Raw genomic sequence first — 24,467 nt, 5'->3', positions numbered from 1 at the left:
GGTCTTATCTCCGGTTAGTAACGGAGCCGTAATATCCTTCGGTAAGCTACATTTAGGACGATGTTGGCGTAGATCGCCCTGGGATGCACCCAGTTCAGAGGACACGATCATGCGCAAGCTGTTAGCTCTCACGGGGATCGCAATAAGTGGCTTGGTGGCTGTTGCGACGACAGCGGCGGCGGGGACGATGCAGGTGTCAGGGTCTGGGGTGTACAACGAGGCGTGCACGGTGCCCGCGGATGCAGGGGCGCCACCGGCCGACACGGGGAACTATCCACCGATCAAGATGGATGGAAGCCTGGGGGGGTGCTGGTACACCTACGTGTCGGACTCGAGGTTGCACCCAAGCGGTGCCTACCAGGAGACGGGCACCGAGCTCTTCGTTGGTTGTCTCAACGAGACGACGTGCGGGACGTTCGCGACGACCTACACGTTCACTGGAAAGTTCACCGCGAACTTCGAGGCGGAGATCCACGGACGCTGCGAGCACTCGATCGTCTCGGGCACCGGCGACTTCGCCGGCACCTCCGGCATCATCCTGTTCAAGGATGACGTCGACAACGGCGTCTTCTACTACCGGGGCAACATGAAGGACAGCGACAACGAAACGGACTGGGAGGCGCGCACTCGTAAAACGTCGGATCGGTCGAAAGCTGCCATTAGTCCGAGCGACCAAACCAGGTGTTAAGCACCGGCCGGTAAGTCGAAGAGCTTACGTCCGCTTTGGATCGAAACCGGACATAAGCGGACCGTCCGCTATCGGCCACAGCCGGCAATCACGGCCAAGTCCTAATGGCAGGATTCCACCCATTCCTGCCGTTAGAGTAGTATCTGCTTTCGACCCAGTGCGGACGTTAGCTCGCTAGGTCTCAGCCTCGCCCAGAGGCCCGAACCAAAGCAGAGATTTCGATGCGTCGTGTTCCCGACATTTCTCGGAACATTCGATGTAAGCACCCGTTCGGCTCCCGAGGGGTGGTATGGCTAAATCTTCAGACAAAGAGATCGAGCAGATTCAGCAAACGCAGGAAGCGCTGCGCGAAAGTATCGAGCAAGCGAAAGAGTTAGCCGAGAAGGCTCAAAAGCTGCTGAAAAAGCACAAGAAGACGGTTGAAGATCAGTCTGACTGAGGTTTCAAAGCTACCCTCTTCGTCACTCAGGCGAGGCGAACCCAGTTGCGCTGCCGAGCAGACAGATGAAAGATCCTTATCAGGGCCTGTCCGATGGCGATCGAAAGATCGTTGCGCTGATTGCGACTGCCATCGCGAACGGCAGCCTGCTGCCTCACAACCGGCATAGCCCTCTCGCGGCCAGGCGAGTCTTTGAGGCGCTCAAAGGAGCGTGCGTCATGCGCTGCGACGGAGACAAGCTGAACTGAGGCCGGACGCCGATGTCCTCTTTCCACCCATTCCTGCCACTAGCGGCTTAATGGCAGCTTTCGACCCATTCCTGCCACTAGGCACCAGAGATTAACCTCGCGAAGCTAAAGGCGACACAGGAGATCGCCATGGCATTCACTGACGAAGAGTTCGATGCGTGGCACAAAGCCAAGCTGCAGCGCGAGTTCCGCCCGCAAGTGATGCCCTATTCCCTGCCTGTCGCCACCTGCGTGCACTGCCGCAGGAAGTTCGGGATCTCTGAAGGAACGATCACCGACGAGATCGCGATCTGCGACATCTGCAACGGCGATTAGGGTGCGGGAATGACGAAAGTTCAGGGCCGAGAGGCGCTGGACGCTGATCGCTGCGAATTAGCGCTCTAAATCGACACTTCCTCCGACACCGAACGCAACAGCGCGAAGAGGCCCACGCGCTTCGTGTCTGGCAGAATAATCAGGTCTTGCCCCCATTCGTGATGACCGGATCAAACGGCAAGACCTTGATGCTTTTATCAACGCACGTGAACTCCAATTGGTAGCTTACGTCCATCGGGTCGTCGTTGTCGTTTCGGTCCATGAATTGGGCCCGGCGATACTTTCCACGGGTGGGGTTGTTGTTCATGCTCCAGCCGTAGATCTGCGTGTTGCCCTGTTTCAGGTCGGGCGGACAGGTTGAGCAATCCGCCGAAACCATTGATTTGAAGAGCACGCACTTGGTCGTCGTTTCATCGTCGAGCTTGAACTTGAAGCGATGCTCGCCGCTGCCTCCCGGCAATTTCCTTTTACCGTTGCCCGTGACCTGGATCACGTTTGCCGAAATCTGTTTTGCGGTGAGCGTGATGGTGTGAGTCGGCATCAGCTGCGCCTCCTGTTCCAACGGCGCCTGGTACTGTGCGCGCATCGGTGTCGCTCATACGCGAGACTGAGCCGCTTTCATAATCTGGGATAAGGCGGATGAGGAAATATCCGCAATAGATCGAAAGCGGGCAAGGAGCGAGGCGGTAGTCGACGGGCTGTCGCCTCGGTAAGTTTCAGCGAGCTGGCACTGCTGTTGACGACCCATAGCTGCCATCGGCGTGGTGTTGGTTTTCGACCCAAAGCGGTTCATTTGACGCATCCCCAAATAAGCGGTCCGTTGACCGACTCGACGGCAAAGGAGCATGGCGAATCCGGGCCGCCTGTCAGGTTGCTCATCCGCATTTTCCACGGCCCTTTTAGCGCGTGACGTAACCCGTCTCTCCAACCGCAGGACCAGGAGAATGATCATGGCAGATACGACGCCGCCGTCAGGCGGCGCGGATACTCGTACGCCGACGCAAAAGGCGGCCGAGCCAACCGAGAAGTTCATTCTGGCCGATTCCGGTGACGAAACTATCCGCCCATTCAGTTTTCGAGCCTCAGACGAAGATCTTGCCGACTTGAAGCGTAGGATAGCAGCGACCCGATGGCCTGAGCGTGAGCTGGTTGATGATGCCTCGCAGGGCGTCCAGCTGGACACGATCCAGAAGCTCGCCGCCTATTGGCAGAACGAGCATGACTGGAGGAAAGTCGAAGCGCAGATCAATTCTTTCCCCAACTTCATCACCAACATCGATGGCGTCGAGATCCATTTCATTCATGTAAAGTCGAAGCATCCGAATGCGCTGCCGGTGATCGTCACGCATGGCTGGCCGGGATCGATTATCGAGCAACTGAAGATCATCGAACCGCTGACTGATCCGACAGCGCATGGCGGGACCGAGGCGGACGCGTTCGACGTCGTGATCCCGTCACTACCGGGCTACGGCTTCTCGGGCGCGCCGACTGATCTGGGCTGGGGCCCCGAGCGCATCGCAAGGGCCTGGACCGTGCTGATGAAGCGCCTTGGATACGTAAGCTTCGTGGCACAGGGCGGCGACTGGGGTGCGATGGTCACGGATGTGATGGGTACGCAAGCGCCGCCGGAATTGCTTGGCATTCATCTGAACTGGCCCTTCACGGTTCCACCAGACATCGATGCAGCGATCCAGAGTGGTAAGCCGATGCCATCCGATCTCTCAGCCGACGAACAACGCGCATGGGAGCAGCTGGACTTCTTCTACAAGCATGGGGTCGCCTATGCCCAAGAGATGTCAAACCGCCCGCAGACGCTTTACGGGACCGGGGACTCGCCTGTCGGGCTTGCGGCTTGGCTTCTCGATCACGACGCGCTCAGCTACGCGCTCATTGCGCGTGTGTTTGACGGCCAGCGTGAGGGGCTTACGCGGGACGACATCCTCGACAACATTACGCTCTACTGGCTGACAAACACGGCCATATCTTCGGGGCGTATCTATTGGGAAAATAAGTTCGCTTTCTTTGCGCCGAAGCACGTGGCCATCCCGGTCGCATTCAGCGCCTTTCCTGACGAGGTCTGTCAGGCTCCGCGGACGTGGGTGGAGAAGGCTTATCCGAGGCTCATTCATTACAACCGGCCCGAGAAGGGTGGGCACTTCCCGGCCTGGGAGCAACCGCAACTCTTCTCAGAAGAAGTACGCGCTAGCTTCAGGGCGCTGCGTTAGAAACTCGGGCGCGGGCGGCGTGCCACCAAGCCGCCCGCTTGCTCACACAAGCTAATGGCAGCTTTCCACCCATTGCGGACATTGTCGTTGAACGCCAAGGATGTGGTCGGCGCTGCGCACGAGCTATTCGCTTAGGCGTGCGACCATCGAATTGAGAAAGACGACAGTGACGATCACACGCATTGGTTTATGCACGGCTCTTCTTCTGATTCCGTATCAGGCGACCGCACGTGAGAGAGCCGATGCGCTAATCCGTCACGCAACTGTCGTGGACGTTAAGCACTCTCGCACCGTCGCTGATCAGGCGATTGTGATCGAGGGGGACACAATCCGAGCGATTGGCCCTGACCGCTCGATCGCCCACAAATACGCTGCAACGCGCACGATCGACGCGACCGGCAAGTTCGTCATGCCTGGTCTCTGGGACATGCATGTTCATTTTGGCGGCGAACAGCTGATCGAGGAGAACAAGGACCTCCTTCCGCTTTACGTCGCCTTCGGGGTCACGACCGTCCGCGATTGCGCGGAAGATATTAGCCCGTCGGTTCTTGAATGGCGGTCCGCGGTGGCCGAGGGTCGTCTGCTCGGGCCGACGATTTTTACATCTGGGCCGAAGTTCGAGGGCTACAAACCCCTCTGGAAAGGCACGATCGAGGTCGGCACGCCCGCCGAAGTGGAGACCGCCCTCGATCGCCTCCAGGCCATGAAGGTCGACTTCGTAAAGATCACCGACAACACGCTTAAGCCCGACATTTTTCTTTACGCGTTGAAAGCAGCCAAGGCGCGCGGGCTCAAGACCTCGGCCCACACGCCTTATGCCCTGACGATCGAACAAGCTGTTCGCACCGGTCTCAACTCCGTCGAGCACATCGACTATTTGATCAAAGCGGGCTCGCCCCACGAAGCTACGATCGGGGCCGAATACGCAGCGAAGAAGCTGACCTACGGCGAAGCCTCAAACAAGTTCGTCGAGACCTTCGATCCCGTCTATGCCGCTCAGGAATACCGGCGGCTGGCAAGGCTCGGCGTCTATGTCACGCCGACGCTCAACGAGGGCCGGGTGCTTGCCTATCTCGACCGCGACGATCACTCACGCGATCCTGCGCTTGCCTACATTGGTCCGGGTTTGCGCAAGACCTACGATTGGCGGATCGGACGCGCCGCGAAGGCCACCCCAGAACAGGTTGAGGCGCGACACCAGGAATATGAACTCAGCCTCAAGATCGTGCCGATGCTGCGTGACGCCGGCATCCCCATTCTTGCAGGGACTGACGCCGGATATCTCAACAGCTTCATCTATCCCGGAGAAGGCCTTCACGAGGAACTGGAGCGCTACGTCGAGGCTGGTCTGACCCCGCAGCAGGCACTTTACAGCGCGACCGTGACTGGTCCCGCGTTTCTCGGACACAGCGATCGGTACGGCGAATTGGCCAGCGGAAAGGCTGCAGACGTACTCATTCTCAACGCCAATCCACTGAACGACATCAAGGCAACTCGCGAGATCAGTGGCGTAGTTCTCCATGGGAAATGGTTGGATCGCGGCGCGCTCGATAAGCTACTTGCCAATGCGAAGGCGAAAGCTGCTCGCTAACCGCAAAGCCAGCTTTCCACCCATTGCGGACACTGAGGACTATCTCCGTATCATCGTGGAGAGACAGACGCGCCCGACTTATCCATGGGTCATCGTTGGTCCGGTGCAGACCAAGCCCCTGTACCGGACCGACTCCGCCCGGCCGAAGCTAGTGGCAGCTTCCCACCCATTCCTGCCATTAGCGCTTCAGTGGGAGCTTTCGACCCCAGCCTGCAGTAGAGTCTAAGATGTTTGAAAGTCGGCCGCGTCAGACTTCAGGCAATGTCGTCGCCGTCACATTCGCATACGCCCGGCTTCCAATTCGATTAAATCATCACGACAGGCTAATTAACTCACTTCGATTTGGGCCTCCGCATAACGGATGATGCTCTGATTCTGAACGCTCACGATCAGGTCGTTTGCGCGAGTCAAAAGTCGCCGAAGCAGCGGCGACGGATTCGCCTCGGCATAACCCAGCACTAAATCAACCTTGGGAGGAATACCTTCGAGCGATCTGGCTACCACATTCGGCGGCAGCATGTTCTGGGCATAGACTGGCACGAGGGTTACACCGCCCGAAGATGCAACGAGGGACATTGCCGAAGAAATGTTTTCGCCTTCGTATTTCGCCTTCAGAATGATCCCAGCACTCGCCGCATATTCTTCGATCACAGATTGCAGGACCGGGGAAGTTCTCGACGAACTGACATAGGTCTCCTGTGCGAGATCTTGAGGCCCAATCTTTTTGTGCGCGGCCAAACGATGCCCAGCAGGCAGCACTGCAATCAAAGGCTCCTTCGCGAGCAATTTAAAGGACACTCCGAGGCTCTGCTTCTCAGGACGAAGGAAAGCTAAGTCCAACTTTCCGGCCATCAATGACAAAGCGAGCTCTGGCGACGACTGACTGCTCAGCGTGACTTCGATGTCCGGCGAATCTTCGCGGATCAGGCGCAGCAGGTGGGGAAGCCAAGTGACCTCCAGACCGACCATGAACCCGATCGAAAGTGTTGCTCTATTCGGCTGCGCCGCCCGTCGCGCTGCTTCGGTCGCAGCATCGACTTGGAGAAGCGCCAATCTCGCGTGATCAAGGAAGACCGCTCCCGCCGCGGTGAGCGTTACGCCACGCGCCTGCCGTTCCAGCAGCTTCACACCTACCTCGGCTTCCAGATCGCGGATTTGGCGGCTCAACGAGGGCTGGGAGGTGTTCAGTCGCGCTTGCGCGGCGTTCAGCACGCTGCCTTCCTCCGCGACCGCGACGAAATAGCGCAAGTGCCGCAGCTCCATTGAGCCCTCCTATGCCTTCAAAGCATAGAATGAACTCTACAAGGTCTTTGTCGGCCGGAGAAGGCAGGTCTACCTGCCCGCGTGGACCAAGAAGGAGAATGAAATGTCCACGATCACCACTTCCGACGGCGTCAACATTTTCTACAAGGATTGGGGATCAGGTCAGCCGATAGTTTTCAGTCACGGTTGGCCGCTGTCAGCGGACGACTGGGATGCCCAGATGACATTCTTCCTTCGCCAGGGGTTCCGGGTGATCGCTCATGACCGACGCGGACACGGTCGGTCCGACCAGCCCAGCACGGGCAACGACATGGACCACTGGGTCGCCGACCTTGCGGCCCTGACTGAACACCTCGACCTGCGGGACGCAATTCACATCGGGCACTCGACAGGTGGCGGTGAGGTGGCGCGTTATGTCGCCCGGCACCAAGAGCGTGTCGCAAAGGCAGTGCTGGTCGCTTCACTGACGCCGAACATGTACCGGAGCGACCAAAATCCGGCGGGCCAGCCGCCGGAGTGGTTCGAAACGATCCGGGCAGGCGTGCTGGGCAACCGGTCCGAGTTCTTCCGTTTCGTCCCTGAGAATCCGTTCTACGGCTACAACTTGGATGGGGCCGAGCCTTCGGAGGCGGTCATTGCGAACTGGTGGCGTCAGGGCATGGCCGGCGGCGCCCTCGCTCACTACGCGACTGTCGACTCTTGGCTGGAAGATTATACCGACGACCTCAAGACGATCACCGTGCCAGTGCTGGTAATGCACGGCGAGGCCGACCAGGTCGTCCCCTTCGCAAGTTCCGTGCCGCGTGCGGTCGAGTTGCTCAAGCAAGGGTCGCTGAAGACTTACCCCGGCTATCCTCATGGCATGCTGACCACGCATGCGGATGTCCTCAACGCCGACCTGCTCTCGTTCATCAGGTCCTGACCTGAACCGCGGGGTGTGCTGAAAACGGAAGGCCTGTCGGCCGAAAGCCGGCGGGTCTTCTAATGTCCGCTTTCCACCCATTCCTGCCGCTAGCTTAGTGGCAGCTTTCGACCCAAACGGGGCACAACCGATTCAATTGCTATCACTGTGAGCAAATGTAAGCTCGTCTCGGGAGGGGCAATGTCATCTGACCGATACTGTGCGGCACTTGTTGCTATTGCGCTTTGCTTTGACGGCATCGCTAATGCGCAAGCGCAGCCGACGCCCCTCCTCATTCACAAAGGCATTTTCGTGCCAATCGAGTTGGCGGCTCCTGTCTCGTCCGAGAGCGCTCAAAACGGAGATCGCTTCCCTATCCGAACCTTTGAACCGGTGGTGTCCGAGGGGACAACTCTTATTCCCGTGGGCGCCGTAGGCGAGGGCGAAGTAATTCATGCTGCCAAAGCCCGGGGCTCCGGAATGCCAGGGGAGTTGATAGTCGCCGTGCGTTTCGTTCGTTGCGGCAACACCGAAATCCCGATCGGTCACCTTCAGTTCTCGGATTCGGGGCGCGATCAAACGATGGCTTGGATCATTCAGCGAAGTACGTTCACTCATCCGGGGCAAGTAAAAGGCTCCGCCACCCAACTTCCGGCTGGCACTCGCGGAATCGCGAAGGTTCGTGCGGACGTCGAAATTACGGCGGAACACGCCTGCCAGCCAGGTACAATCGAACCAAAGTAAGGATCGAACGAGTGACTACAAAATTCTCAAAGTTAGTTGTCGCAGCATCAGCGTTCGTCAGCGTCGCTGCAAATGCCGAAAGTCCCATTCTGACGAAGACCGGACTGCTACCGGAACCTCAGGCAGGAAAGGGTTTGGTGGTGTTCTACAGGCCTGGCATCATGGGGGCGCTCATGGGCTGTACGGTTCGCGAAGGAGACGCCGAACTGGCGCGTTTGGGTTCGAAGAAATATTTCGCATTGGCAGTTAATCCCGGGATTCACGAGTACTCGACGCATGGCGAATTGAATGATCGCGTTCGGTTGGAAGTCGAAGAAGATGAAACCTATTTTGTCCGCTGCAATGTCAGCGCTGGCACTTGGGGCGGAAAAGCAAACCTTGAACCTTCGAACCGGGACGAGTTCATCGAAAAGGCACCGCGTCTAAACGTCTGGATTCCACGCGTTAATTGAGACCCGACCAACTCGACGGATTCCGTATGAGACAAGTGTCGGCTTTCCACCCAAACTTGCCACAGAGATCTTAGACCTTGAGCGCCTACTGACTTAGTAACGCTTCCTAAGCCTAATCCACCCTAGGAGGCGGACATGGGTGAGTTTCTAGGCTGGGTTCAAATCGCTGACTGGTTCAGAATGCTTTCGTCCGACGAGAGCAGGCGCGATTATCCAACTATCGTTCTCGTCATCTTGGGCCTCGCAGCCTGTACGTCTGTTTATTGGTACTATCTGCGTTAGTCGCTGCAGGATGGCAGCTTTCGACCCATTGCGGACATTGCCTATCCTCAAGGTATCTGAGCAGGATCGTGGCTAGGGAAGGCAACACGGAGTGTGGGTCGGAGCTCTGCCTTGTCGGCCAAAGCCTGATACTGTCGGGCCAACTCGGCGTGGATTAACGCTACGTTTGCATGTTCGGACTTCTCGGCCATCGCGCGCTCAGTAATCGCCCGCTGGCGATAATATTCAGTTTCGTTCGAAGACATCATACATCTCCCAGAGGGCAGCGGGAGTGTGACAACCAACTCTCATTCGCCGCATGTCAGGCCCGGGGCGGCGATGACGCCGTATAGCACAGACCTGGCTGGACTATCCCAATTGGTCCGGGCTGCCCCTCAAGGCGAACGTAGGCATCCACCGGTTGGGTCCGCCTCGAACGATGCTGGATCACTCAGGCGCCCCCGTCTAACAGAAAAGAGGTCCCGCCGCGGCGCTACGATTGACGCGACGAACGTTCGGCTTTCAATTTGACGAGGTCCGCCTCGCCTTCATCCGCCATCTTTGCAAGCAAGAGCGCGACCTCACGGTCGGTAGTGGACCGTGAAAGTCGCCGACAAAGGTCAATCCGTTCTTGCATGTGCGCGAGCGGGTCAGCGGGATCATCCATCCTTCGTGCCCGTAAACTGACCTAGCCTGGTCTGACAACTGACATGGGTCGGTCCTCGCTACGTGATTAGGTCCATGTCGTCATTCAACTGAACGTCGTTCCTCTGACATGAGCTGTCACTCAGCGCCCGAGGCCAGAGTTTCCCGACCAGCCGCGTCCCATGCCATAGTTCCCATGTTACGTCCGGATCCATAGCTTCGACCTGCGAGATCGCGTCCTTATCGCTCCGCGCTTCGATCCACGCTGGGTCGTGAGAATGCCCCGCGCCGTCCACGCGATAGTACCGGTAATTTTCTGAGGGCATGGCAGCTCTCCTGCGCAGCGGGAGCTTTCCATTACTCTCGGGCACCGTCAGGCTGATGTTAGGTAACGGCGATTAGACGTCAGTAGGCCCTTTTAGCCGACATCGCCGCAACCTGGATCAGGTCAGCGCCAGTGGCAGCTTTCGGCCCAAAGCAAGCGTTAATAAGGCCCCTGCTTAGGTTAGGCTTCTGGCTCTAGTTCTCTAAGTGCGAGTGCTGACAGGCGTGCTCCAACGCCGTTCCGAAGAGCCGCGTCATCTGGCGAAAATCGGCTCGGCAACAGCTTCGCCACTAGGCGAGCGCCGTGCCAAATCTCGCACTTCGTGTCTGGATGGTTTGCTTGAACCTGTTGTACTGCGTGTTCGTCGCTCGCAGCCGAGAACCACTCCCCGGATTGCAAGCTGCCATCTCCATCGAGATGGTAGTAGCGGTAGTCACAGGCGGGCATCCTAGGCCGCAATATGGAGAGGTGGCCGCGTCAGTTCGTTGAGCTGCTCGTCATATAATTGCGCCAGTTCTTCATGGACCGCGATCGCATTTGGATGTGTCGCCGACTTGGCCATTATCCGCTCGGTAAGGGCGCGTTCGAGGGAGTATTTGGCTTCGTCAGAAAACATGACGCATCTCCCCTAGGGATGGGCGGGAGCGCGACGATTTGTCTCTCAGGCGCTACATTGCCGAGTCGGAAGCAGCGATGCGTCAGTCCTACCACTGGTCTCAATCCGGAACCCTGACCTGGGTTAGGAGGATGGTCGTCTAGTTCCCTGTGTCCGCTTTCCACCCAAACTTGCCGGAAGCGCAGTGGCAGCTTTCGACCCAAAGCTGCCGCAAACGCTAGTTGCACTCTCGACCCATTGCGGACGTTAGTTCGTTGGGCGAGATACCGTCAGTGCTCACATCGCCACAGGTCCGTGCTTCCCGATGAGCGCGCACAACAATCGGACCTTGCTGATCGCCTTGGGAGCCAACCTCGGTATCGCGGCGGCCAAATTCATTGCGGCGGGAATCACCGGATCTTCGGCGATGCTCACGGAAGGTGTGCACAGCGTCGTCGACTCGACCAACCAGCTTCTGCTGATTTGGGGGCGGCGGCAGTCCCGCAAGCCAGCCGACGAATGGCACCCTTTAGGGCACGGCCGGGAGATTTATTTCTGGAGCTTTGTGGTTGCGGTCCTGGTCTTCGCATTGGGTGCCGGTGTGTCCGTCTACGAAGGCATCGTGCACATCGCTCATCCCGAAGAAGCAGTAACGCCGATTATTGCCTACACTGTGCTAATCGTTGCCTTCCTGCTTGAAGGCGGATCGACCTGGGCTGCCTTTCGTGAATTTAAGCAGGCAAAGGGTGCCCTGGGGTGGTGGGAAGCGGTCCGCCGGTCAAAGGATCCGCCGGCGTTCATAGTGTTGCTCGAGAACGGAGCCGCCATGGCGGGACTGCTGGTCGCCGCGATCGGCCTGGCGTTGTCGCAGCTGAGCGGAGACCCGTTCTTCGACGGGGCGGCGTCCGTCATCATCGGCGTCATCCTCGGCCTGACCGCGTTGCTCCTGGCCGTGGAGTCAAAGGCCCTTCTTATTGGCGAGTCAGCCGACCCTGAGCTGGTATCGGCCTTAAGGAAACTGACCCTGGCTCATCGAGAGGTGACAGGGGTCGGCGAGATTCTAACGCTCCATTCGGCGCCCGATCAAATCACCGCGATGATGAGCGTCGACTTCGACGATACGATCACAGCAGGCAGGGTCGAGGCGATTGTCGATCAGATCGAACGCGAAGCCGGTGAGAGGTGGCCCGCGGTGCGCCGCCTTTTCATCCGTCCGCGACACGATGCCGAGCAACGAGCTTTGCTTGCCGACAGAGAAGGGGGTGTGGCGGATTGATAGGCCTTGGGCGGTCCGGCGGCTTTCGACCCATTCCTGCCGTTAGACTACCGGAGACAATCGCTCTTGCGCCCTCGCCGAGCCTCGATAGGCTAACGTCTATTAGTCTCGGGGGGTTAGTAATGCGTCTCAAATTTGCCGCGGCGCTCGTCGCGCTTCCGCTCGCCACCACGGCCAATGCGGCGAACACCATCTACCTGGCCTGCTCGGCCGAGGAGATCGAAGGCACTTCACACTACACGCAGCTTTTCACGCTGGAAGGGGACGCGATCGGCGATTCCTATCCAACCTGGAAATATGACGGGATCAAGGAGTGGGAAGCGCAGTTCGCCACTGCGCCGGACGACGTTCGCGGGGTGTCTAGCTACACCTTCACGAACATTGTCGGGCAGTTCTCGAAGTTCACCGAAGACCATGGCATGCGCCATAGCGGCTGCTGGGTGACGACGATGAAGGATCACGCGCTCGCCGTGTCCGCGAAGCTGCGCTCAAGGAACTATATAAAATTCGAAGGTTCGTTGGTCTCCGACTGGCGCCCGGATGGCAAAGCGGGCGTCCTCGCCGTCACCGACTGGTCCGGAAACCCTGTCGGCGGCGCTCTCTCAGCCGAGTTGGCGGAAGAGGAAGACAGGCCGAGCCAGCACATCCCGGATAACTCCGTCACCATCAGCGGCCCTACGCGGCACAAGATGACCAATGCAGAAGCCGACGCGAAGTACGCGGCCGACATGGCCGACTACAACGAGAAGCTCGCCGAGCAGCAGAAGCAGGTCGATGACTACAAGCAGGCGCAGGACGAGGTCGCGCGCAAGAAGCAGGAACAGAAGCTGCAGGCCGAGCACGCTGCCGCGGATTACCAGCGCCAGCTCGATCAGCATGCCGAGACGGTCCGCAGTCAGCAGCTCGAATATCAGAAGGAACTCGCCAAACCGGCGAACGCGCCGAACGCCGTCTACCGCGGTTTCTGGGGTCCCGATTGCGCGGCTGCGCGCCTGAGCGCGACGCAGGGGGCAGGCACTTCATCCACCACCCGTTTCAAGGAAGTGACCACAAGGCCCGACGGCAGCGGCTGCCTTTCGCAGGGCTGGTGGTGGAACGTCGGCGGAGGAGGCACTGCCACACGGCAGTAGGTGAGTGCTACGGCAGCATTCCACCCATTCCTGCCATTAGCCGATCATTTCCAAGGCAGCGATTTGCTTCGACATCTGGGCAATGCGTGTCGCTATAGAGCGCTTCCTCGCCGCTTCCCTTCGGCGAGTCTCATCGCGCTGCGATGCGTGATTGAGCGCTCTTCGTAGCGGCGGAAGGATGCCCTGCAGCGCTCTCACTTCTTCCTTGCCGTACGAGGTTCTGTCGGGACGTGGCCCTACCAGAAGTGAACCCTGTTCCCCTCCGAATGGACATCGAAGTGGCAGTTCCAACGCGGATTCGAAGGCTTCTCGTCCGGTGTCCGTCGGTTGCACCCCGTTGGACGCGATCAACTGGTCTCTGATGATGATGCCGGCTGACGTAGCGTGGACCGCGTCGCAAATGCGCGGGAGCACTGCTTCTCCGATCTGGCGAGGGGACCAGTCGAATGGTGTCTCGGCCAGTAGCTCAGGGAGCTCTCGTTTCAGCCGGACCAGGTCGCGCTGGAAACGGTGCTCGGCCCACCTGCTGATCCGCTCGTTGAGCGGCGCGAGCATCACTGCCGCCAATGCTGCGGCCATCGCGCCGGATACTTGGCCAATGCCGGATCCCAGATATTGCTGACCCAAGTTCTCGATCAGCGCTTCGCTGCCCGCGAAGACTGCGACGAGGGTTGCCGTCAGCATGGCGTAGCCGGCCGAGCGGCTGATTACCGTTTCTGCGTCGTATAGGCGGTAGCGGAGCAGGGGCACCAGGAAGCCGAGCGCCACAATGACGATGCCGAGTTGAAACATGGCTTCGAAGCCGAGCCGTGGCCCGGACAGCGCGGCTCCAGCCCTTGCCGAGAGGATCAAGCCCACTCCGCAAACGAGACCGAGTGCGACCCACTTCAATTGCAGCTGCAGCGTCTCGCTCGAGGTCGTTCGGAAGCGCTGGATCAACGAGGCGATGGCGGCGACCACGCAAGCGATCGCGAGCGGCAGGAAGAGCTTCGTTGGCGCCAATCCTACGCCTTCAAGCGCGCCGATGACGAATACCGCAACACTCGCGACCGCGACTGCGCGGGTCCAGCGAGGGTTCCACTTGCCATCGGGAAAGAGCACCAGCGCCAATGCGAAAAGCAGGAAGCGCAGCCGGTCGAGGAGCATCGGCAGGACCTGGCCGGACGTGAAGTCGACGCTGCTCGTGACGGTCCAACATAGGAATGCCAGGGCCAGGATGCCGGCGACGGGGTCGCGTTGCCGGCGCCAGATGAGCACGCTCGCGACCGCGATCAGAATGGCCGATTTCACGAGGCGGATGCCGAGAACGAGCGGATCCATGGCGCCGCCGGGCAGTGCGTAAGCCAGCGCTGCGAGCGTGAAGGCAGCGGACAGCATCCAAGCGATGCGATACGCCCAAAGGAGCCTCCCGCTGAGTGGCGGAAGGCCCCTTTTTATCTCCATGAGGGCGGACGCGTTGATCACTGCATCCGGGCGGCTGCAGCCAGTCGTTCGAGGAAGAACTCGGGACCGTCGATCGTGCTCGTCGCCCGCGCTGCCGGGCGCCGGTTGAGGAAGGAACAGACGGCCAGAATGTCCTTGCGCGGAAGGGGTCCGAAGGTCCGTTCGTCGGGTGATGGGGAATTTTGCATGCTCACTTCCTCGTCGAAGATGCGATGGAGGCCGCGACTTCGCTCGCCATGGCGATCTGCTTGTCTCGATGGGCGAGCTGGTAGCGGTTGGCGACGAAGCGGAAGTCGCTCCAGCTGACCCACACGGCGCCGTCATCGTCCTGTGTGACGAGCATGCGCACGGGCCAGTCGAGCCCCGCGACGGGGTTCGCTTGCAGGAACTGCACACCCAGAGGTGGATTGCCGAACAGCAGTAGCTTGGAGCGGTTGATCGGGAGGTCGGCAGAGGCGCCGAGGGCGGTGTGGTCGATCTCGTCGAAGAAGCGGATGCCCTTCTTGGCGATGTCCGCCTTGATGCGGTCGACCGTGTCGTCGAACGCGAAGTCGCTCTTCTGCTTGATCACGCCTTGCGCGGGCGCGCTGGCCACCGGGGTCGCTGCCTTCGCCACCGTGGTGACGAGCGGCGTTACGACCGTTGCGGGGCCGGCAAGCAACAGGACCGCGAGGAATTTCTTGTGGAGCTTGGTGCTTCTGAACATTGAATCTCTCCTTGCCTGTGCTTCGGATTTTCGCCGTTCAGAGCTCTGGAGAGAAATCGCAATTGAGCATGAGTTTGATGCGCGTCGCGTATGCTTCAGTACGGCGTACCGCCGATACGCGCTTCGGCGAGGGCGTCCGCGTACCAAAGAAACTCATCGAGGAAGCGGTTCATCGATCGAACGGTAATGTCGCTCGCCACGCCCTCCGCGCTAATCGCTTCTGCGATACGAGGGATAGGCAGAAGGCTTGGAACGCTCGGCATTCCAAGCTCGGCCAGCGTCATGCGCAACTGCATGGCTGCGCGAACCCCACCAAAGCCGCCCGCCGAGTAACAAATGATCCCCGACGGCCGCCAAAAATACTCCTCCAGGAAATGGTCGAGCAGGTTCTTCAGGGCCGGAGGGATGCCGTGGTTATATTCGCCGCTGACGACTAGGAACCCGTCGGCGCTGCGATACAAATCCGCGAGCCGTTCGAGGTTCTCGGGCGCTTCGCCGGCCGGATGCTCCTTGTACATTTGGTCGAGCAGCGGAAGCTGCAGTTCCAGCGGATCCACCAGGTGCACGTCATGCCCTCGGCGTTCGAGCTCGTCGATGACCAGTCGCGCCGCTCTATCACCCATTCGATCGCGGCGCATGGAGCCCAGCAAGACGGCGATGGATCGTCTGGAGTTGGAAAGCATCAGCATCTCAGCGTCCTCAGCGGGCGGCAGCGGTTTGGATCATCCGCCCGCCGCGTGCTTCGTGGAGAATGAAGCCTTCGATGTCGTCCACCGGCGCACGCCACGGAGCCTTCTCCAGGGTCTCCATCGTGTCTTGATATCCGGCCTCGCGGCGTCGGCGGATGCCGCTCGCGCTGAAGTCGATGTCTTTGCTGTGATCCTCGTGATCGAGGGCAGGCGCGAGCAAGCGAACGACATGCATCCTCGTCAGGCATCCGTAGGACGCCATCTCCGCGAGCCGGTTGTCGCTGCGCTTTTCCGCTGGGACCAGCTTGCTCAGCTCGGCGATGATGTGCCGCATCTTGTGCAGCTGGCGCTGCCGCTTGATGTGCGCGGCGGCGCGTGACGAATATTGCACGTCCTTCTGGCGGTTCATCACCTCCCAGATCGTCTCCGGCTCCGGTCCGTGCGGGTTCCAGATGTGCACCGCGAAGACCAGGCTGTCCTTACGGAGATTATCGTCGAACACGACCTCGACCGGCGTGTTCGAAAGGATGCCGCCGTCCCAGTAGAGCTCGCCGTCGATGCGGACTGGGGGGAAGCCCGGCGGCAGCGCGCCGGACGCTAGCACGTGTTCGAGCTGCAGCGGCACGTCGCGAGAATCGAAGTAGCGCATCTCGGCCGTCCGCACGCTCGATGCGCCGACGGTGATGCGCGTGCCGCCCGTGTTGAGCTGGTCGAAATCGATCAGCTCCTCCAGCGTCCGGCGGAGGGGATCGACCGAGTAATAGCCAGCCTTTTCCGCACCGAGCCGGTTGTGCGGGCTGAGGAACGCCATGGGGTTCGGCGTGAAGAAGGACGGAACGCCGGCGGTGATCGCCCGCCAGTTCCGGGCCGCCGTCGCCATCCAGCTCGGCAGGCCCTGCGGGATGAGCTGGTCGTTCTGTACCCGCGACCAGAACTCGCAGAGCTTGTCGACCCGCTCGCCAGGCTTGCTGCCGGCAATGAGCGCTGCGTTGATCGCGCCGATCGAAGTTCCGATCACCCATTGTGGAGCGATGCCGGCCTCGTCGAGCGCCTCGTAGACTCCGACCTGGTAGGCGCCGAGCGCGCCGCCGCCCTGGAGGACCATCACGGTCTGGCCGAGCGCGGCCACCTCTTTCGCGAGCGCGGACATCAGTGCGCCGTCCAGCCGCCGTCGACCGGCACCGCAGTTCCAGTGATCGAGCGCCCACCCGGCCCGCACAGGAACACCGCGAGCGCGCCGAGTTCTTCGACGTCCGCGAAGCGCTTGTTCGGCTGGGCCGCGAGCAAGACGTCGCGGATGACCTCCTCGCGCGTGATGCCGCGGGCCTTAGCGGTGTCGTCGATCTGGTTCTCGACGAGCGGCGTCCAGACGTAGCCCGGACAGATCGCGTTGACGGTAATGCCGTGCTCCGCACCCTCGAGCGCCAGCGTCTTGGTGAGGCCGACGACGCCGTGCTTCGCGGCGACGTAAGCGCTCTTGAAGGGTGAGGCGACGAGGCCGTGGGCGGAAGCCACGTTGATGATCCGGCCGTAACCCTTCTGCTTCATCGACGCGAAGGCGGCGCGCGACGTGTACCAGGTCGCCGAAAGGTCGAGCGCGATGATCGCCTCATATTTCTCGGGCGGGAAGGTCTCGATCGGGCTGACGTACTGGATCCCGGCATTGTTCACGAGGATGTCGATCCCGCCGAACTCGACGATCGTCTCCTCGACCAGACCGGTCGCCTCTTCGGCCTTCATCAGGTTCGCACCGTTGTAGACGATGCGGTTCACGGGGCAGATCCCGTCCAGCTCCTCGCAAACGAAGTCGATCTCGCGCTGCTCGGCGAGGCCGTTGATGACAACGTTGGCACCCGCCTCCGCGAACGCCCGTGCAATTCCTAGGCCGATGCCGCTGGTCGATCCCGTGACGACCGCGACCTTGCCGGAAAGCGGGTGGGCGGTGTCGGTCATTTCCTGGACCTGCATGTCCATGTCGAAGCTCCAATTTGGTTGAGTCCTTAGGGTCGCGCAGGCGCTTCACTGAGGGAAATGCGCTTCATGCATGGAGTCCATGCGGCCTTGCGATTTCCGCGTGGGCTCCCCGGTTCGTAATTTGATGAAGCGTCGTGAAAGCCGGCACTCAGCCGATGGCGCACGGGACCGAAGGCAATCTCTCCCATCCTTCAGTCCGGCTTTCGCGACCGTCCGATTCAACGAACTCAAGGAGACGGCAATGTTCAACCTCAAGACCATGATCGCGACGGCCGCCATTGCCGTTGCAGCCGCCAGCAGCTTTGCGACCCCTGCGGCTGCGGGCCAGTGCACCACGCCCGGCACCAGCGACCTCGCCAAGGCGCCCACGATGCCGAAGGGCGTCACCGACGACGTTCTCAGCGCCATCAGTCTCGGCCCGGAAATCAACGTGGACGGCCGCCAGCTGCGCACGCGCCGCCTAGTCGTCCAGCCTGGCGGAATCGTGCCGCTGCACAGCCACAAGGACCGTCCGGCGCTGATCTACGTCATCAGCGGCTCGATCACCGAGCATAGCAGCGCCTGCGGCGCTCCGATTGAGCACAAGGCCGGCGACATCAGCCGCGAGGCCGACGGCCTCAGTCACTATTGGGAGAACCACGGCAAGGTGCCGGCGGTCCTTCTCTCGTCGGACGTGTTCCACGGCTAGCGAACCCCCGCCGGCCTTATCTCCCCAAGCCGGCACATCGGCGTCCCGCCTGTAGCCCCCCGGGCGGGACGCCCCTCTTCAGGACGCACCATGACCGACATTGCCCGCCCTGCGATGGTCCACGAGCCCGCCGGACTTTCGGCTTACCGGTCGCTGCTGATCGCAGTGATCGGGTTCCTCACTCTGGTCGACCTCTTCGCGACGCAGGCGATCCTGCCGAGCCTAGCCGCTTCCTACGGCGTGAAGCCCGCGGAGATCGGGCTTGCAGCCAATGCGAGCACGCTCGGAATGGCGATTTCCGGCCTGTTCGTTGGGGTCTTTAGCGCCAACATCGAGCGCAAGCGCGCCATCGCGCTCAGCCTCCTCTTCCTGTCGGTGCCGACGGCATTGCTCGCCTTCGCGCCGAACCTGACCGTCTTCGCGGTGCTGCGTGTCATCCAGGGCCTGTTCATGGCCGCGGCGTTCACGCTGACGCTGACGCATCTGGCGGAGCGCTGCGAGGTCCGGACCGCGCATGCGCTTGCGGCCTATGTCACTGGCGTCGTTGCCAGCAATCTCATCGGTCGCCTGACCGCCGCTTTCGTTGCGAGCCTGGTCGGGGCCGAGCACAGCTTCCTTTTCTTTGCGCTTTTGAACCTTGCAGGCGCGGCGCTGGTTAGCGCTACCCTGGACCGGAACGCTCCTGAGCCGATGCAGCGCATGGGCCGCTTCTGGAACGCTTGGACGGAGCATCTCAGCGACCCCGCACTTCGCCAGACGTTCGCCGTCGGATTCCTGATCCTGTTCGGCTTCATCGGCGTCTTCACCTACGTCGGCTTCGTGCTGATGCGGCCGCCGCACGCGCTGTCGATGACGGCGCTGGGCCTCGTCTTTCTCGTCTTCTTGCCTTCGATGGTCACGACGCCAATGGCCGGCTCCGTCGTCAGGAGCACAGGGCCCGGGCCGGCCGCTGCGGGTAGCCTCGCCATCGCGCTGGTGGGGCTGCTGCTTCTGCTCCTGCCGAGCCTTCATGCGGTGATTGGTGGCCTGACCCTCGTCGGCATCGGCACCTTCTTTGCGCAGGCGGTCGCCACCGGCCATGTCGGCCGCATCGCCAAGGGAGACAAGGCAGCCGCTAGCGGCCTCTACCTCTCTTCCTATTACTGCGGCGGCCTCGCCGGAGCCGCCGTCATCGGCCAGCTTTTCGACCGGCTGGGTTGGACCGCCGCGATCGCAGGCGTGTTCGCCGCGCTCGCGCTGGCAGCATTCCTCGGAGCCAAACTCGTGCGAGCGGAAGGTGTGTGATGAGTGAGCGTTATCGTCGTGGCGTAGACGTGGTTCAGCACCTGTCGTCGGGGTCGCTGGAGAAGTTCCTCAAGACCAGCCGCATCGCGGAGGTGGCGCCCGACTTCGCGCGGATGGTCGTCGAGTTCGCGTTCGGCGACCTCTATTCCCGCGAGGTGCTTTCGTTTCGGGATCGGGAGATCGTCGCCATCGCCTCCCTCGCCAGCCTCGGGCACGCGAGCCCTCAGCTTCGCACGCATGTCGAGGCCGCCCAGCGGCTAGGGATCAGCAAGTCCGAAGTCGTCGAGATCCTGATGCAGATCGCGATCTACAGCGGCCTTCCGGCGTCGCTCAACGCTCTAGCCGACTGCCATGATCTGCTGACGGAGGGAGATTGTGTCGCCTGCGCTCGCCATTCGTGAGGCCGGCCAGGGGTAGCGCCGCGCCTCCTGCACGAACGCGCCGACCGATGGAGAATGCGGGCGTCCGCGGACGGTCGTCAGATAGATCGTCCGAGTGAAGCTCGGCTCGATCAGCGGCCTCACCACGAGATCAGGATCCGTGACGCTGAACTCGGGGAAGAAACCCAGGCCGAGGCCAGCCTTTATCATCCCCTGCACCCAATCGTCGCGCGGTGAGCTGAATACCTGCCGCAGGTAGATGTTGCGGTCGACCAGCTCCTTCCGGACCGGCTCGAATACTTCGCAGTTTGAGCGGCTGACGTAAGGCTCCTTGTCGAGCTCTGCAGCTCGGATCTCGTCGTGGGCCACCAGCCGGTGGTTGGGCGGAAGGACGATCACGAAGCGCTCTTCGAAGATGGGAAGCTGGTGGAGCGTCCCGGGAAGCTCGTCGGGCACTCCCACGATGGCGACTTCGAGGTCACCCTTCTCCAGCATCTCGATCATTTCAGGGGCGCCGGTATCGATGATCCGCACCTCCACGCCGGGATGCTCGACCTGGAAGCGGACGAGAAGGTCGGAAACTAGCTGCGGTCCGATCGTGCACATCGTGCCGATCGTCAGTGTCGCCTGCTCCAGCTTTTTGACGGCCTTCGCCTGGTCGCGAGCCGCACGGCAGCTCTCCTCGACGGATTGCAGGTAAGGTAGCATCATCCGCCCGAGCTCGGACAGATGCGTATTCGCGCGCTCGCGGTGGAACAGCGGGCCGCCGAGCTCATGCTCAAGCTGCTGGATCGCTCTCGTCAGCGCGGGCTGGCTCACGTTGCACTGCTCGGCGGCACGCGTGAAGTTGAGCGTGCCGGCCAGGGCAACGAAATAGCGAACCTGCTGCATTTCCATGGGTGCGCTCCCCGAGCTTCGAGGCGCCATTTACTTACACGTCCGCAACGAGAGCGGCCATACCAACTGCGCATCGAACCCATGCGGACTCGGTCTGAGACGTCCGAGCCGATTTCTCCGAAAAGCGCCGGGACCCCCTTGGGTCGCATCGCAAGGAGAGATCTCAAATGAAAATCACGCACATCGCCGTCGCCAGCGCCGTCACCGCGCTCGTCTCGACGGCCGGCCTGGCCTCGCCGGTCAAGCCGCAGCCGACCAAGGACAAGTGCTACGGCATCTCGCTCGCTGGGAAGAACGACTGCGCCGCCGGTGCGGGAACGACCTGCGCGGGCACGTCCAAGAAGAACTACCAGGGCAATTCCTGGAAATATGTCGCCAAGGGCACCTGCGCGTCGATCAAGACGCCCAAGGGCAACGGCTCGCTCACCCCGACCGCGCGGTGATATCATGACTCCCACCGCCGGACTTGGCTTCAAGCCTCAGCATTTCAGCGAAGCGCTGGCCTCACCGGCGGTGGGACTCTGGTTCGAAGTCCACGCCGAGAACTACATGGTCGGCGGCGGACCACGTCTCGCCATGCTGGAACAGCTGAGGCGAGATCGCCCAATTTCCCTGCACGGCGTCGGCCTATCGCTCGGAAGCGCATCGGAACCTGACCCCGATCACATTGCCGCGCTGAAGAGTCTCGCCGACCGCTTCGAGCCCGCGCTGGTTTCGGAGCACCTCGCCTGGTCACGCCTCGACGGCCGCAGCTTCCCCGACCTTCTTCCGCTCCCACGGACGAACGAAACTTTGGCCTATCTCAGCGCCAACGTCGGCCGCATTCAGGACGCGCTCGGACGCGAGATCCTGATCGAGAACCCCACCCATTACCTGCCGCTCACCCAGCATCGCTGGAGCGAGACGAGCTTCCTGCGCGAGCTTGCGCGGCGAAGCGGCTGCAAGCTGCTCATCGACGTGAACAACGTCGCCGTCGGCGCGAACAACATCGGCTTCGACGCCGCCGCCTGGCTGCTCGACATTCCGGCAAAGCTCGTGGGCGAAATCCACCTCGCGGGTCACAGCCTCGATGCCGATGGTGCCTTGCTGATCGACAGCCACGACGAGCCCGTTAGCGAAGCAGTTTGGAGCCTCTACGAAGGCTTCGTCGACCGCATCGGCCCGCGCCCGACGCTGATCGAGCGCGATGGCAACGTGCCTGCCTTCGCGGAGCTCATTCGCGAGCGCGACCGCGCCCAGGCCGTTCTCGAAGGAGGGCTTCGCCTTGCAGCCTGACCTCGCAACCTTCCAGCGCCGCTTCGTCGCCGCGATCGATGCCCCTGCCACGGGGCCGCTCGCTGTCTACCGCAACACTGTCATCCACGGGGCGGTCGAAGCGCTGCGCTCCAACTTTCCCGTCGTCGAGCAGATCGTCGGCGAAGAGATGTTCGCAGGCATCGCAGCCGAGTTTTCGACGTCCTTCCCGCCGCGCTCGCCAGTGCTTGCGCTCCACGGCGAGCAGTTCGCCGAGTGGCTGGCCGAGCAAGCGTGGATTGGGGACCTCCTCTACCTGCCCGACGTCGCGCGGGTGGAGCGTCTTCACGTCGAATGCCTGATGGCAGCGGATGCGGACGCGCTTGCCGGCGAACCGACGGGCGTGCCCGGCCTCCAGCTGAGGCTCCATCCCGCTGTCCGTTTCGGCTGGCTGCGGACGCCGGGCATGAGCATCTGGCTCGCGCACCAGCGGCCAATGCCGTCGGTCATCGAGCCGGATTGGAAGTCCGAGGGCGCGCTGTTCGCCCGCCCCTCGCCCTTCGTCATGCACACCCCCCGCATCGGAGCCGCCGCCCACCGCATCCTGTCGGGCATCCGCTTGGGTGAGCGCGTCGAGCAAAGCCTGTCCGCCGCCGCCCGGCTCTACCCGAACGAGGACACCGACGCCGTCTATGCCTCTCTCATCAACCTGGGCGCGTTCGCCGCGCCTTCTTACGAAAGGTCCTGACAATGGCCACGCAAGTTGCCGCGCCCGCTTGGCGCAAGGCCTACGATTTGTTCGCGGAGACCGCCGAGAAGCTCTTCCCGATGTCGCTGCTTCTGCTCGTGCAGCGGCTGGGCATCGCCTCAGTCTTCTTCATGTCCGGCAGGACCAAGGTCGACGGGCTGCTGACCGTCAACGACACCGCGTTCGAGCTCTTCCGCACCGACTACGCGCTACCCCTGATCAAGCCCGAGATCGCGGCCTACGCGGCGACCTATTCTGAACATCTCTTCCCAATCCTGCTGACGCTCGGCCTCTTCACTCGCTTCAGCGCGTCGGCACTGCTGATCATGACGCTGGTGATCGAGATCTTCGTCTATCCCGACGCATGGCCGACGCACCTCAGCTGGGCAGGCCTGCTGCTTCCGCTCATCGCTCTCGGCGGCGGAAGCGTATCGCTCGATCGACTGCTGAGGGTGCCCTGAGCATTCCAGAGGAGGTTGGCGGCTAATGACAGCTTTCCACCCATTCCTGCCATTAGCGCGTCGAGCACCATGGTCGCTTTTTGCTGCTGACTTGAAATCCAAAGATCGCTCGCAATAGTCATGTAGCCGACACATCGTCCGGGGGCACGATGACTGCGACCGACCTATTCGTTTCGTACAAGGCCGAGGACCGCGCTCGCGTAAGGCCGCTCATCGAAGCGTTGGAGGCCGAAGGCCTGAGTGTCTGGTGGGACGTTCACATCGGCGGTGGCGCCAATTGGCGCGAGGACATTGAGGATCATCTCGACGCAGCAAAGTGCGTCATAGTGGTTTGGACCAAGCGCTCGGTTTCGCGTGAGGGCAATTTCGTGCGAGACGAAGCTGCCCGTGCTCAACGCCGCGGAATCTATCTCCCAGTTCGGCTCGATGCTGTCGACCCGCCGCTTGGTTTTGGAGAAGCCCAAGCGCTTTCTCTGATCGGTTGGAGGGGAGATGTCGCGGACCCCCGTTTCGCGTCTGTCGTTACGTCAGCTAGGAACATCATGGCCGGCAAGGCCTTACCCGGTGGCCGTCATGCTCCGCGGTCGCCAAAGCTGTCGCGGCGGTTAGCACTCGGTGGAGGCATCGGTGCAATTGCGGCAGCCGTAGGCGGCTGGTGGCTGTTCGAGCCAACAGTCGCTAATGCTAGCCGCATCGCGGTCCTGCCATTCGCTGATCTCTCCGGTTCACACGACCAGGCTTACTTCGCTGAAGGTATTGCGGAGGAGCTTCGTTCCGCACTGTCGCGTATCGGGTTGCAGGTGATCGGTAGAGCCTCTTCCGACGCGGTCAGTGCGATGGACACAAAAGCCGCGGCGGCGAAGCTG

Annotated in this window: 29 protein-coding genes; 19 read left to right on the top strand and 10 right to left on the bottom strand. The window is 61.3% G+C overall.

From position 1 onward, the window contains the following. The first annotated feature begins 229 nt into the window (after positions 1–229). The 4 genes from LZ016_RS00145 to LZ016_RS00130 all read left to right on the top strand — a co-directional run bounded on the left by LZ016_RS00145 (position 230) and on the right by LZ016_RS00130 (position 1,690). Positions 230–688, top strand: a complete 459-nt coding sequence (locus LZ016_RS00145; RefSeq protein WP_241444620.1) for a hypothetical protein — start codon at positions 230–232, stop codon at positions 686–688. 289 nt (positions 689–977) lie between these two features. Beyond that, entirely contained in the window at positions 978–1,127 is a 150-nt protein-coding gene (locus LZ016_RS00140) for a hypothetical protein (RefSeq protein ID WP_241444618.1), read from the top strand. Positions 1,128–1,192: 65 nt separating this feature from the next. Then, a complete protein-coding gene (locus LZ016_RS00135) occupies positions 1,193–1,375 on the top strand; it encodes a hypothetical protein (protein WP_241444616.1) in 183 nt (60 codons plus the stop codon). 129 nt (positions 1,376–1,504) lie between these two features. Next, positions 1,505–1,690, top strand: a complete 186-nt coding sequence (locus LZ016_RS00130; RefSeq protein ID WP_241444613.1) for a hypothetical protein — start codon at positions 1,505–1,507, stop codon at positions 1,688–1,690. A 139-nt stretch (positions 1,691–1,829) separates the two neighbouring features. Here the strand turns inward: LZ016_RS00130 and LZ016_RS00125 are convergent, their stop codons facing one another. Beyond that, on the bottom strand, positions 1,830–2,276 hold the full coding sequence (locus LZ016_RS00125) for a hypothetical protein (RefSeq protein WP_241444611.1): 447 nt from the start codon (positions 2,274–2,276) through the stop codon (positions 1,830–1,832). 364 nt (positions 2,277–2,640) lie between these two features. Between LZ016_RS00125 and LZ016_RS00120 the strand changes: the two genes are divergently transcribed. Beyond that, positions 2,641–3,915 (top strand): epoxide hydrolase family protein, encoded by a 1,275-nt coding sequence (locus LZ016_RS00120; protein ID WP_241444608.1) that lies wholly within the window; start codon positions 2,641–2,643, stop codon positions 3,913–3,915. Positions 3,916–4,183: 268 nt separating this feature from the next. Further along, positions 4,184–5,506 (top strand): amidohydrolase family protein, encoded by a 1,323-nt coding sequence (locus LZ016_RS00115; protein WP_241444599.1) that lies wholly within the window; start codon positions 4,184–4,186, stop codon positions 5,504–5,506. A 327-nt stretch (positions 5,507–5,833) separates the two neighbouring features. On the opposite strand, the gene LZ016_RS00110 is transcribed toward LZ016_RS00115, so the two are convergent. Continuing rightward, positions 5,834–6,769: a LysR family transcriptional regulator gene (locus LZ016_RS00110; protein WP_241444581.1), complete on the bottom strand. Its 936-nt coding sequence runs from the start codon at positions 6,767–6,769 to the stop codon at positions 5,834–5,836. A 103-nt stretch (positions 6,770–6,872) separates the two neighbouring features. Here LZ016_RS00110 and LZ016_RS00105 point away from each other — a divergent pair, with 103 nt between their 5' ends. The 3 genes from LZ016_RS00105 (at position 6,873) to LZ016_RS00095 (ending at position 8,866) form a co-directional block, all read left to right on the top strand. Next, on the top strand, positions 6,873–7,691 hold the full coding sequence (locus LZ016_RS00105) for an alpha/beta fold hydrolase (protein WP_241444565.1): 819 nt from the start codon (positions 6,873–6,875) through the stop codon (positions 7,689–7,691). Between the two features lie 180 nt (positions 7,692–7,871). Next, complete coding sequence (locus LZ016_RS00100; RefSeq protein WP_241444563.1) at positions 7,872–8,414, top strand: hypothetical protein; 543 nt, start codon at positions 7,872–7,874, stop codon at positions 8,412–8,414. An 11-nt stretch (positions 8,415–8,425) separates the two neighbouring features. Beyond that, complete coding sequence (locus tag LZ016_RS00095; protein WP_241444561.1) at positions 8,426–8,866, top strand: DUF2846 domain-containing protein; 441 nt, start codon at positions 8,426–8,428, stop codon at positions 8,864–8,866. 1,679 nt (positions 8,867–10,545) lie between these two features. Here the strand turns inward: LZ016_RS00095 and LZ016_RS00090 are convergent. Then, the gene (locus LZ016_RS00090; RefSeq protein ID WP_241444553.1) at positions 10,546–10,713 is read right to left on the bottom strand and encodes a hypothetical protein; all 168 of its coding nucleotides are present in this window, start codon (positions 10,711–10,713) and stop codon (positions 10,546–10,548) included. Positions 10,714–11,017: 304 nt separating this feature from the next. Here LZ016_RS00090 and LZ016_RS00085 point away from each other — a divergent pair, with 304 nt between their 5' ends. Then, positions 11,018–11,968 (top strand): cation diffusion facilitator family transporter, encoded by a 951-nt coding sequence (locus LZ016_RS00085; RefSeq protein WP_241444545.1) that lies wholly within the window; start codon positions 11,018–11,020, stop codon positions 11,966–11,968. Between the two features lie 122 nt (positions 11,969–12,090). Then, complete coding sequence (locus tag LZ016_RS00080; RefSeq protein WP_241444536.1) at positions 12,091–13,098, top strand: hypothetical protein; 1,008 nt, start codon at positions 12,091–12,093, stop codon at positions 13,096–13,098. 36 nt (positions 13,099–13,134) lie between these two features. Here LZ016_RS00080 and LZ016_RS00075 read toward each other — a convergent pair whose 3' ends face one another. The 6 genes from LZ016_RS00075 to LZ016_RS00050 form a co-directional block, all read right to left on the bottom strand. Further along, positions 13,135–14,475 (bottom strand): hypothetical protein, encoded by a 1,341-nt coding sequence (locus tag LZ016_RS00075; protein WP_241444534.1) that lies wholly within the window; start codon positions 14,473–14,475, stop codon positions 13,135–13,137. Between the two features lie 83 nt (positions 14,476–14,558). Beyond that, positions 14,559–14,729: a hypothetical protein gene (locus LZ016_RS00070; protein WP_241444532.1), complete on the bottom strand. Its 171-nt coding sequence runs from the start codon at positions 14,727–14,729 to the stop codon at positions 14,559–14,561. Between the two features lie 2 nt (positions 14,730–14,731). Continuing rightward, positions 14,732–15,247 carry a DUF302 domain-containing protein gene (locus LZ016_RS00065; RefSeq protein WP_241444530.1) on the bottom strand — a complete coding sequence of 172 codons (516 nt, stop codon included), beginning with the start codon at positions 15,245–15,247 and terminating at the stop codon, positions 14,732–14,734. 95 nt (positions 15,248–15,342) lie between these two features. Then, on the bottom strand, positions 15,343–15,936 hold the full coding sequence (locus LZ016_RS00060; protein WP_241444528.1) for an NADPH-dependent FMN reductase: 594 nt from the start codon (positions 15,934–15,936) through the stop codon (positions 15,343–15,345). Between the two features lie 10 nt (positions 15,937–15,946). Then, entirely contained in the window at positions 15,947–17,086 is a 1,140-nt protein-coding gene (locus tag LZ016_RS00055; RefSeq protein WP_241444526.1) for a patatin-like phospholipase family protein, read from the bottom strand. Continuing rightward, positions 17,086–17,910, bottom strand: a complete 825-nt coding sequence (locus LZ016_RS00050) for a 3-hydroxybutyrate dehydrogenase (protein ID WP_277622467.1) — start codon at positions 17,908–17,910, stop codon at positions 17,086–17,088. Before LZ016_RS00050 ends, LZ016_RS00055 begins: the two co-directional genes overlap by 1 nt. A 241-nt stretch (positions 17,911–18,151) precedes the next feature. Here LZ016_RS00050 and LZ016_RS00045 point away from each other — a divergent pair, with 241 nt between their 5' ends. The 3 genes from LZ016_RS00045 to LZ016_RS00035 all read left to right on the top strand — a co-directional run bounded on the left by LZ016_RS00045 (position 18,152) and on the right by LZ016_RS00035 (position 20,283). After that, positions 18,152–18,598 (top strand): cupin domain-containing protein, encoded by a 447-nt coding sequence (locus LZ016_RS00045; protein WP_241444524.1) that lies wholly within the window; start codon positions 18,152–18,154, stop codon positions 18,596–18,598. A gap of 90 nt (positions 18,599–18,688) precedes the next feature. After that, complete coding sequence (locus tag LZ016_RS00040) at positions 18,689–19,882, top strand: MFS transporter (RefSeq protein WP_241444522.1); 1,194 nt, start codon at positions 18,689–18,691, stop codon at positions 19,880–19,882. Beyond that, the gene (locus LZ016_RS00035) at positions 19,882–20,283 is read left to right on the top strand and encodes a carboxymuconolactone decarboxylase family protein (protein ID WP_241444520.1); all 402 of its coding nucleotides are present in this window, start codon (positions 19,882–19,884) and stop codon (positions 20,281–20,283) included. Before LZ016_RS00040 ends, LZ016_RS00035 begins: the two co-directional genes overlap by 1 nt. On the opposite strand, the gene LZ016_RS00030 is transcribed toward LZ016_RS00035, so the two are convergent. Continuing rightward, positions 20,221–21,159 (bottom strand): LysR family transcriptional regulator, encoded by a 939-nt coding sequence (locus LZ016_RS00030; RefSeq protein WP_241444518.1) that lies wholly within the window; start codon positions 21,157–21,159, stop codon positions 20,221–20,223. The two genes, LZ016_RS00035 and LZ016_RS00030, sit on opposite strands and share 63 nt — an antisense overlap. A gap of 167 nt (positions 21,160–21,326) precedes the next feature. Here LZ016_RS00030 and LZ016_RS00025 point away from each other — a divergent pair, with 167 nt between their 5' ends. The 5 genes from LZ016_RS00025 to LZ016_RS00005 form a co-directional block, all read left to right on the top strand. Next, positions 21,327–21,602: a BufA1 family periplasmic bufferin-type metallophore gene (locus LZ016_RS00025; RefSeq protein ID WP_241444516.1), complete on the top strand. Its 276-nt coding sequence runs from the start codon at positions 21,327–21,329 to the stop codon at positions 21,600–21,602. A gap of 4 nt (positions 21,603–21,606) precedes the next feature. Beyond that, positions 21,607–22,434, top strand: coding sequence for an MNIO family bufferin maturase (bufB, locus tag LZ016_RS00020; RefSeq protein WP_241444499.1), 828 nt, complete (start codon positions 21,607–21,609; stop codon positions 22,432–22,434). Further along, positions 22,424–23,140 (top strand): HvfC/BufC N-terminal domain-containing protein, encoded by a 717-nt coding sequence (locus tag LZ016_RS00015; RefSeq protein WP_241444497.1) that lies wholly within the window; start codon positions 22,424–22,426, stop codon positions 23,138–23,140. Before bufB ends, LZ016_RS00015 begins: the two co-directional genes overlap by 11 nt. An 80-nt stretch (positions 23,141–23,220) precedes the next feature. After that, on the top strand, positions 23,221–23,601 hold the full coding sequence (locus LZ016_RS00010; protein ID WP_241447407.1) for a DoxX family protein: 381 nt from the start codon (positions 23,221–23,223) through the stop codon (positions 23,599–23,601). A 149-nt stretch (positions 23,602–23,750) separates the two neighbouring features. Continuing rightward, a partial coding sequence (locus LZ016_RS00005; protein WP_241444494.1) for a TIR domain-containing protein occupies positions 23,751–24,467 on the top strand: 717 nt, incomplete at its 3' end.

Origin of the sequence: Sphingomonas telluris, assembly GCF_022568775.1 — a bacterium.
In the GTDB taxonomy this organism is placed as follows: domain Bacteria; phylum Pseudomonadota; class Alphaproteobacteria; order Sphingomonadales; family Sphingomonadaceae; genus Sphingomicrobium; species Sphingomicrobium telluris.
This window is presented reverse-complemented; position numbering and strand designations above follow the sequence as displayed.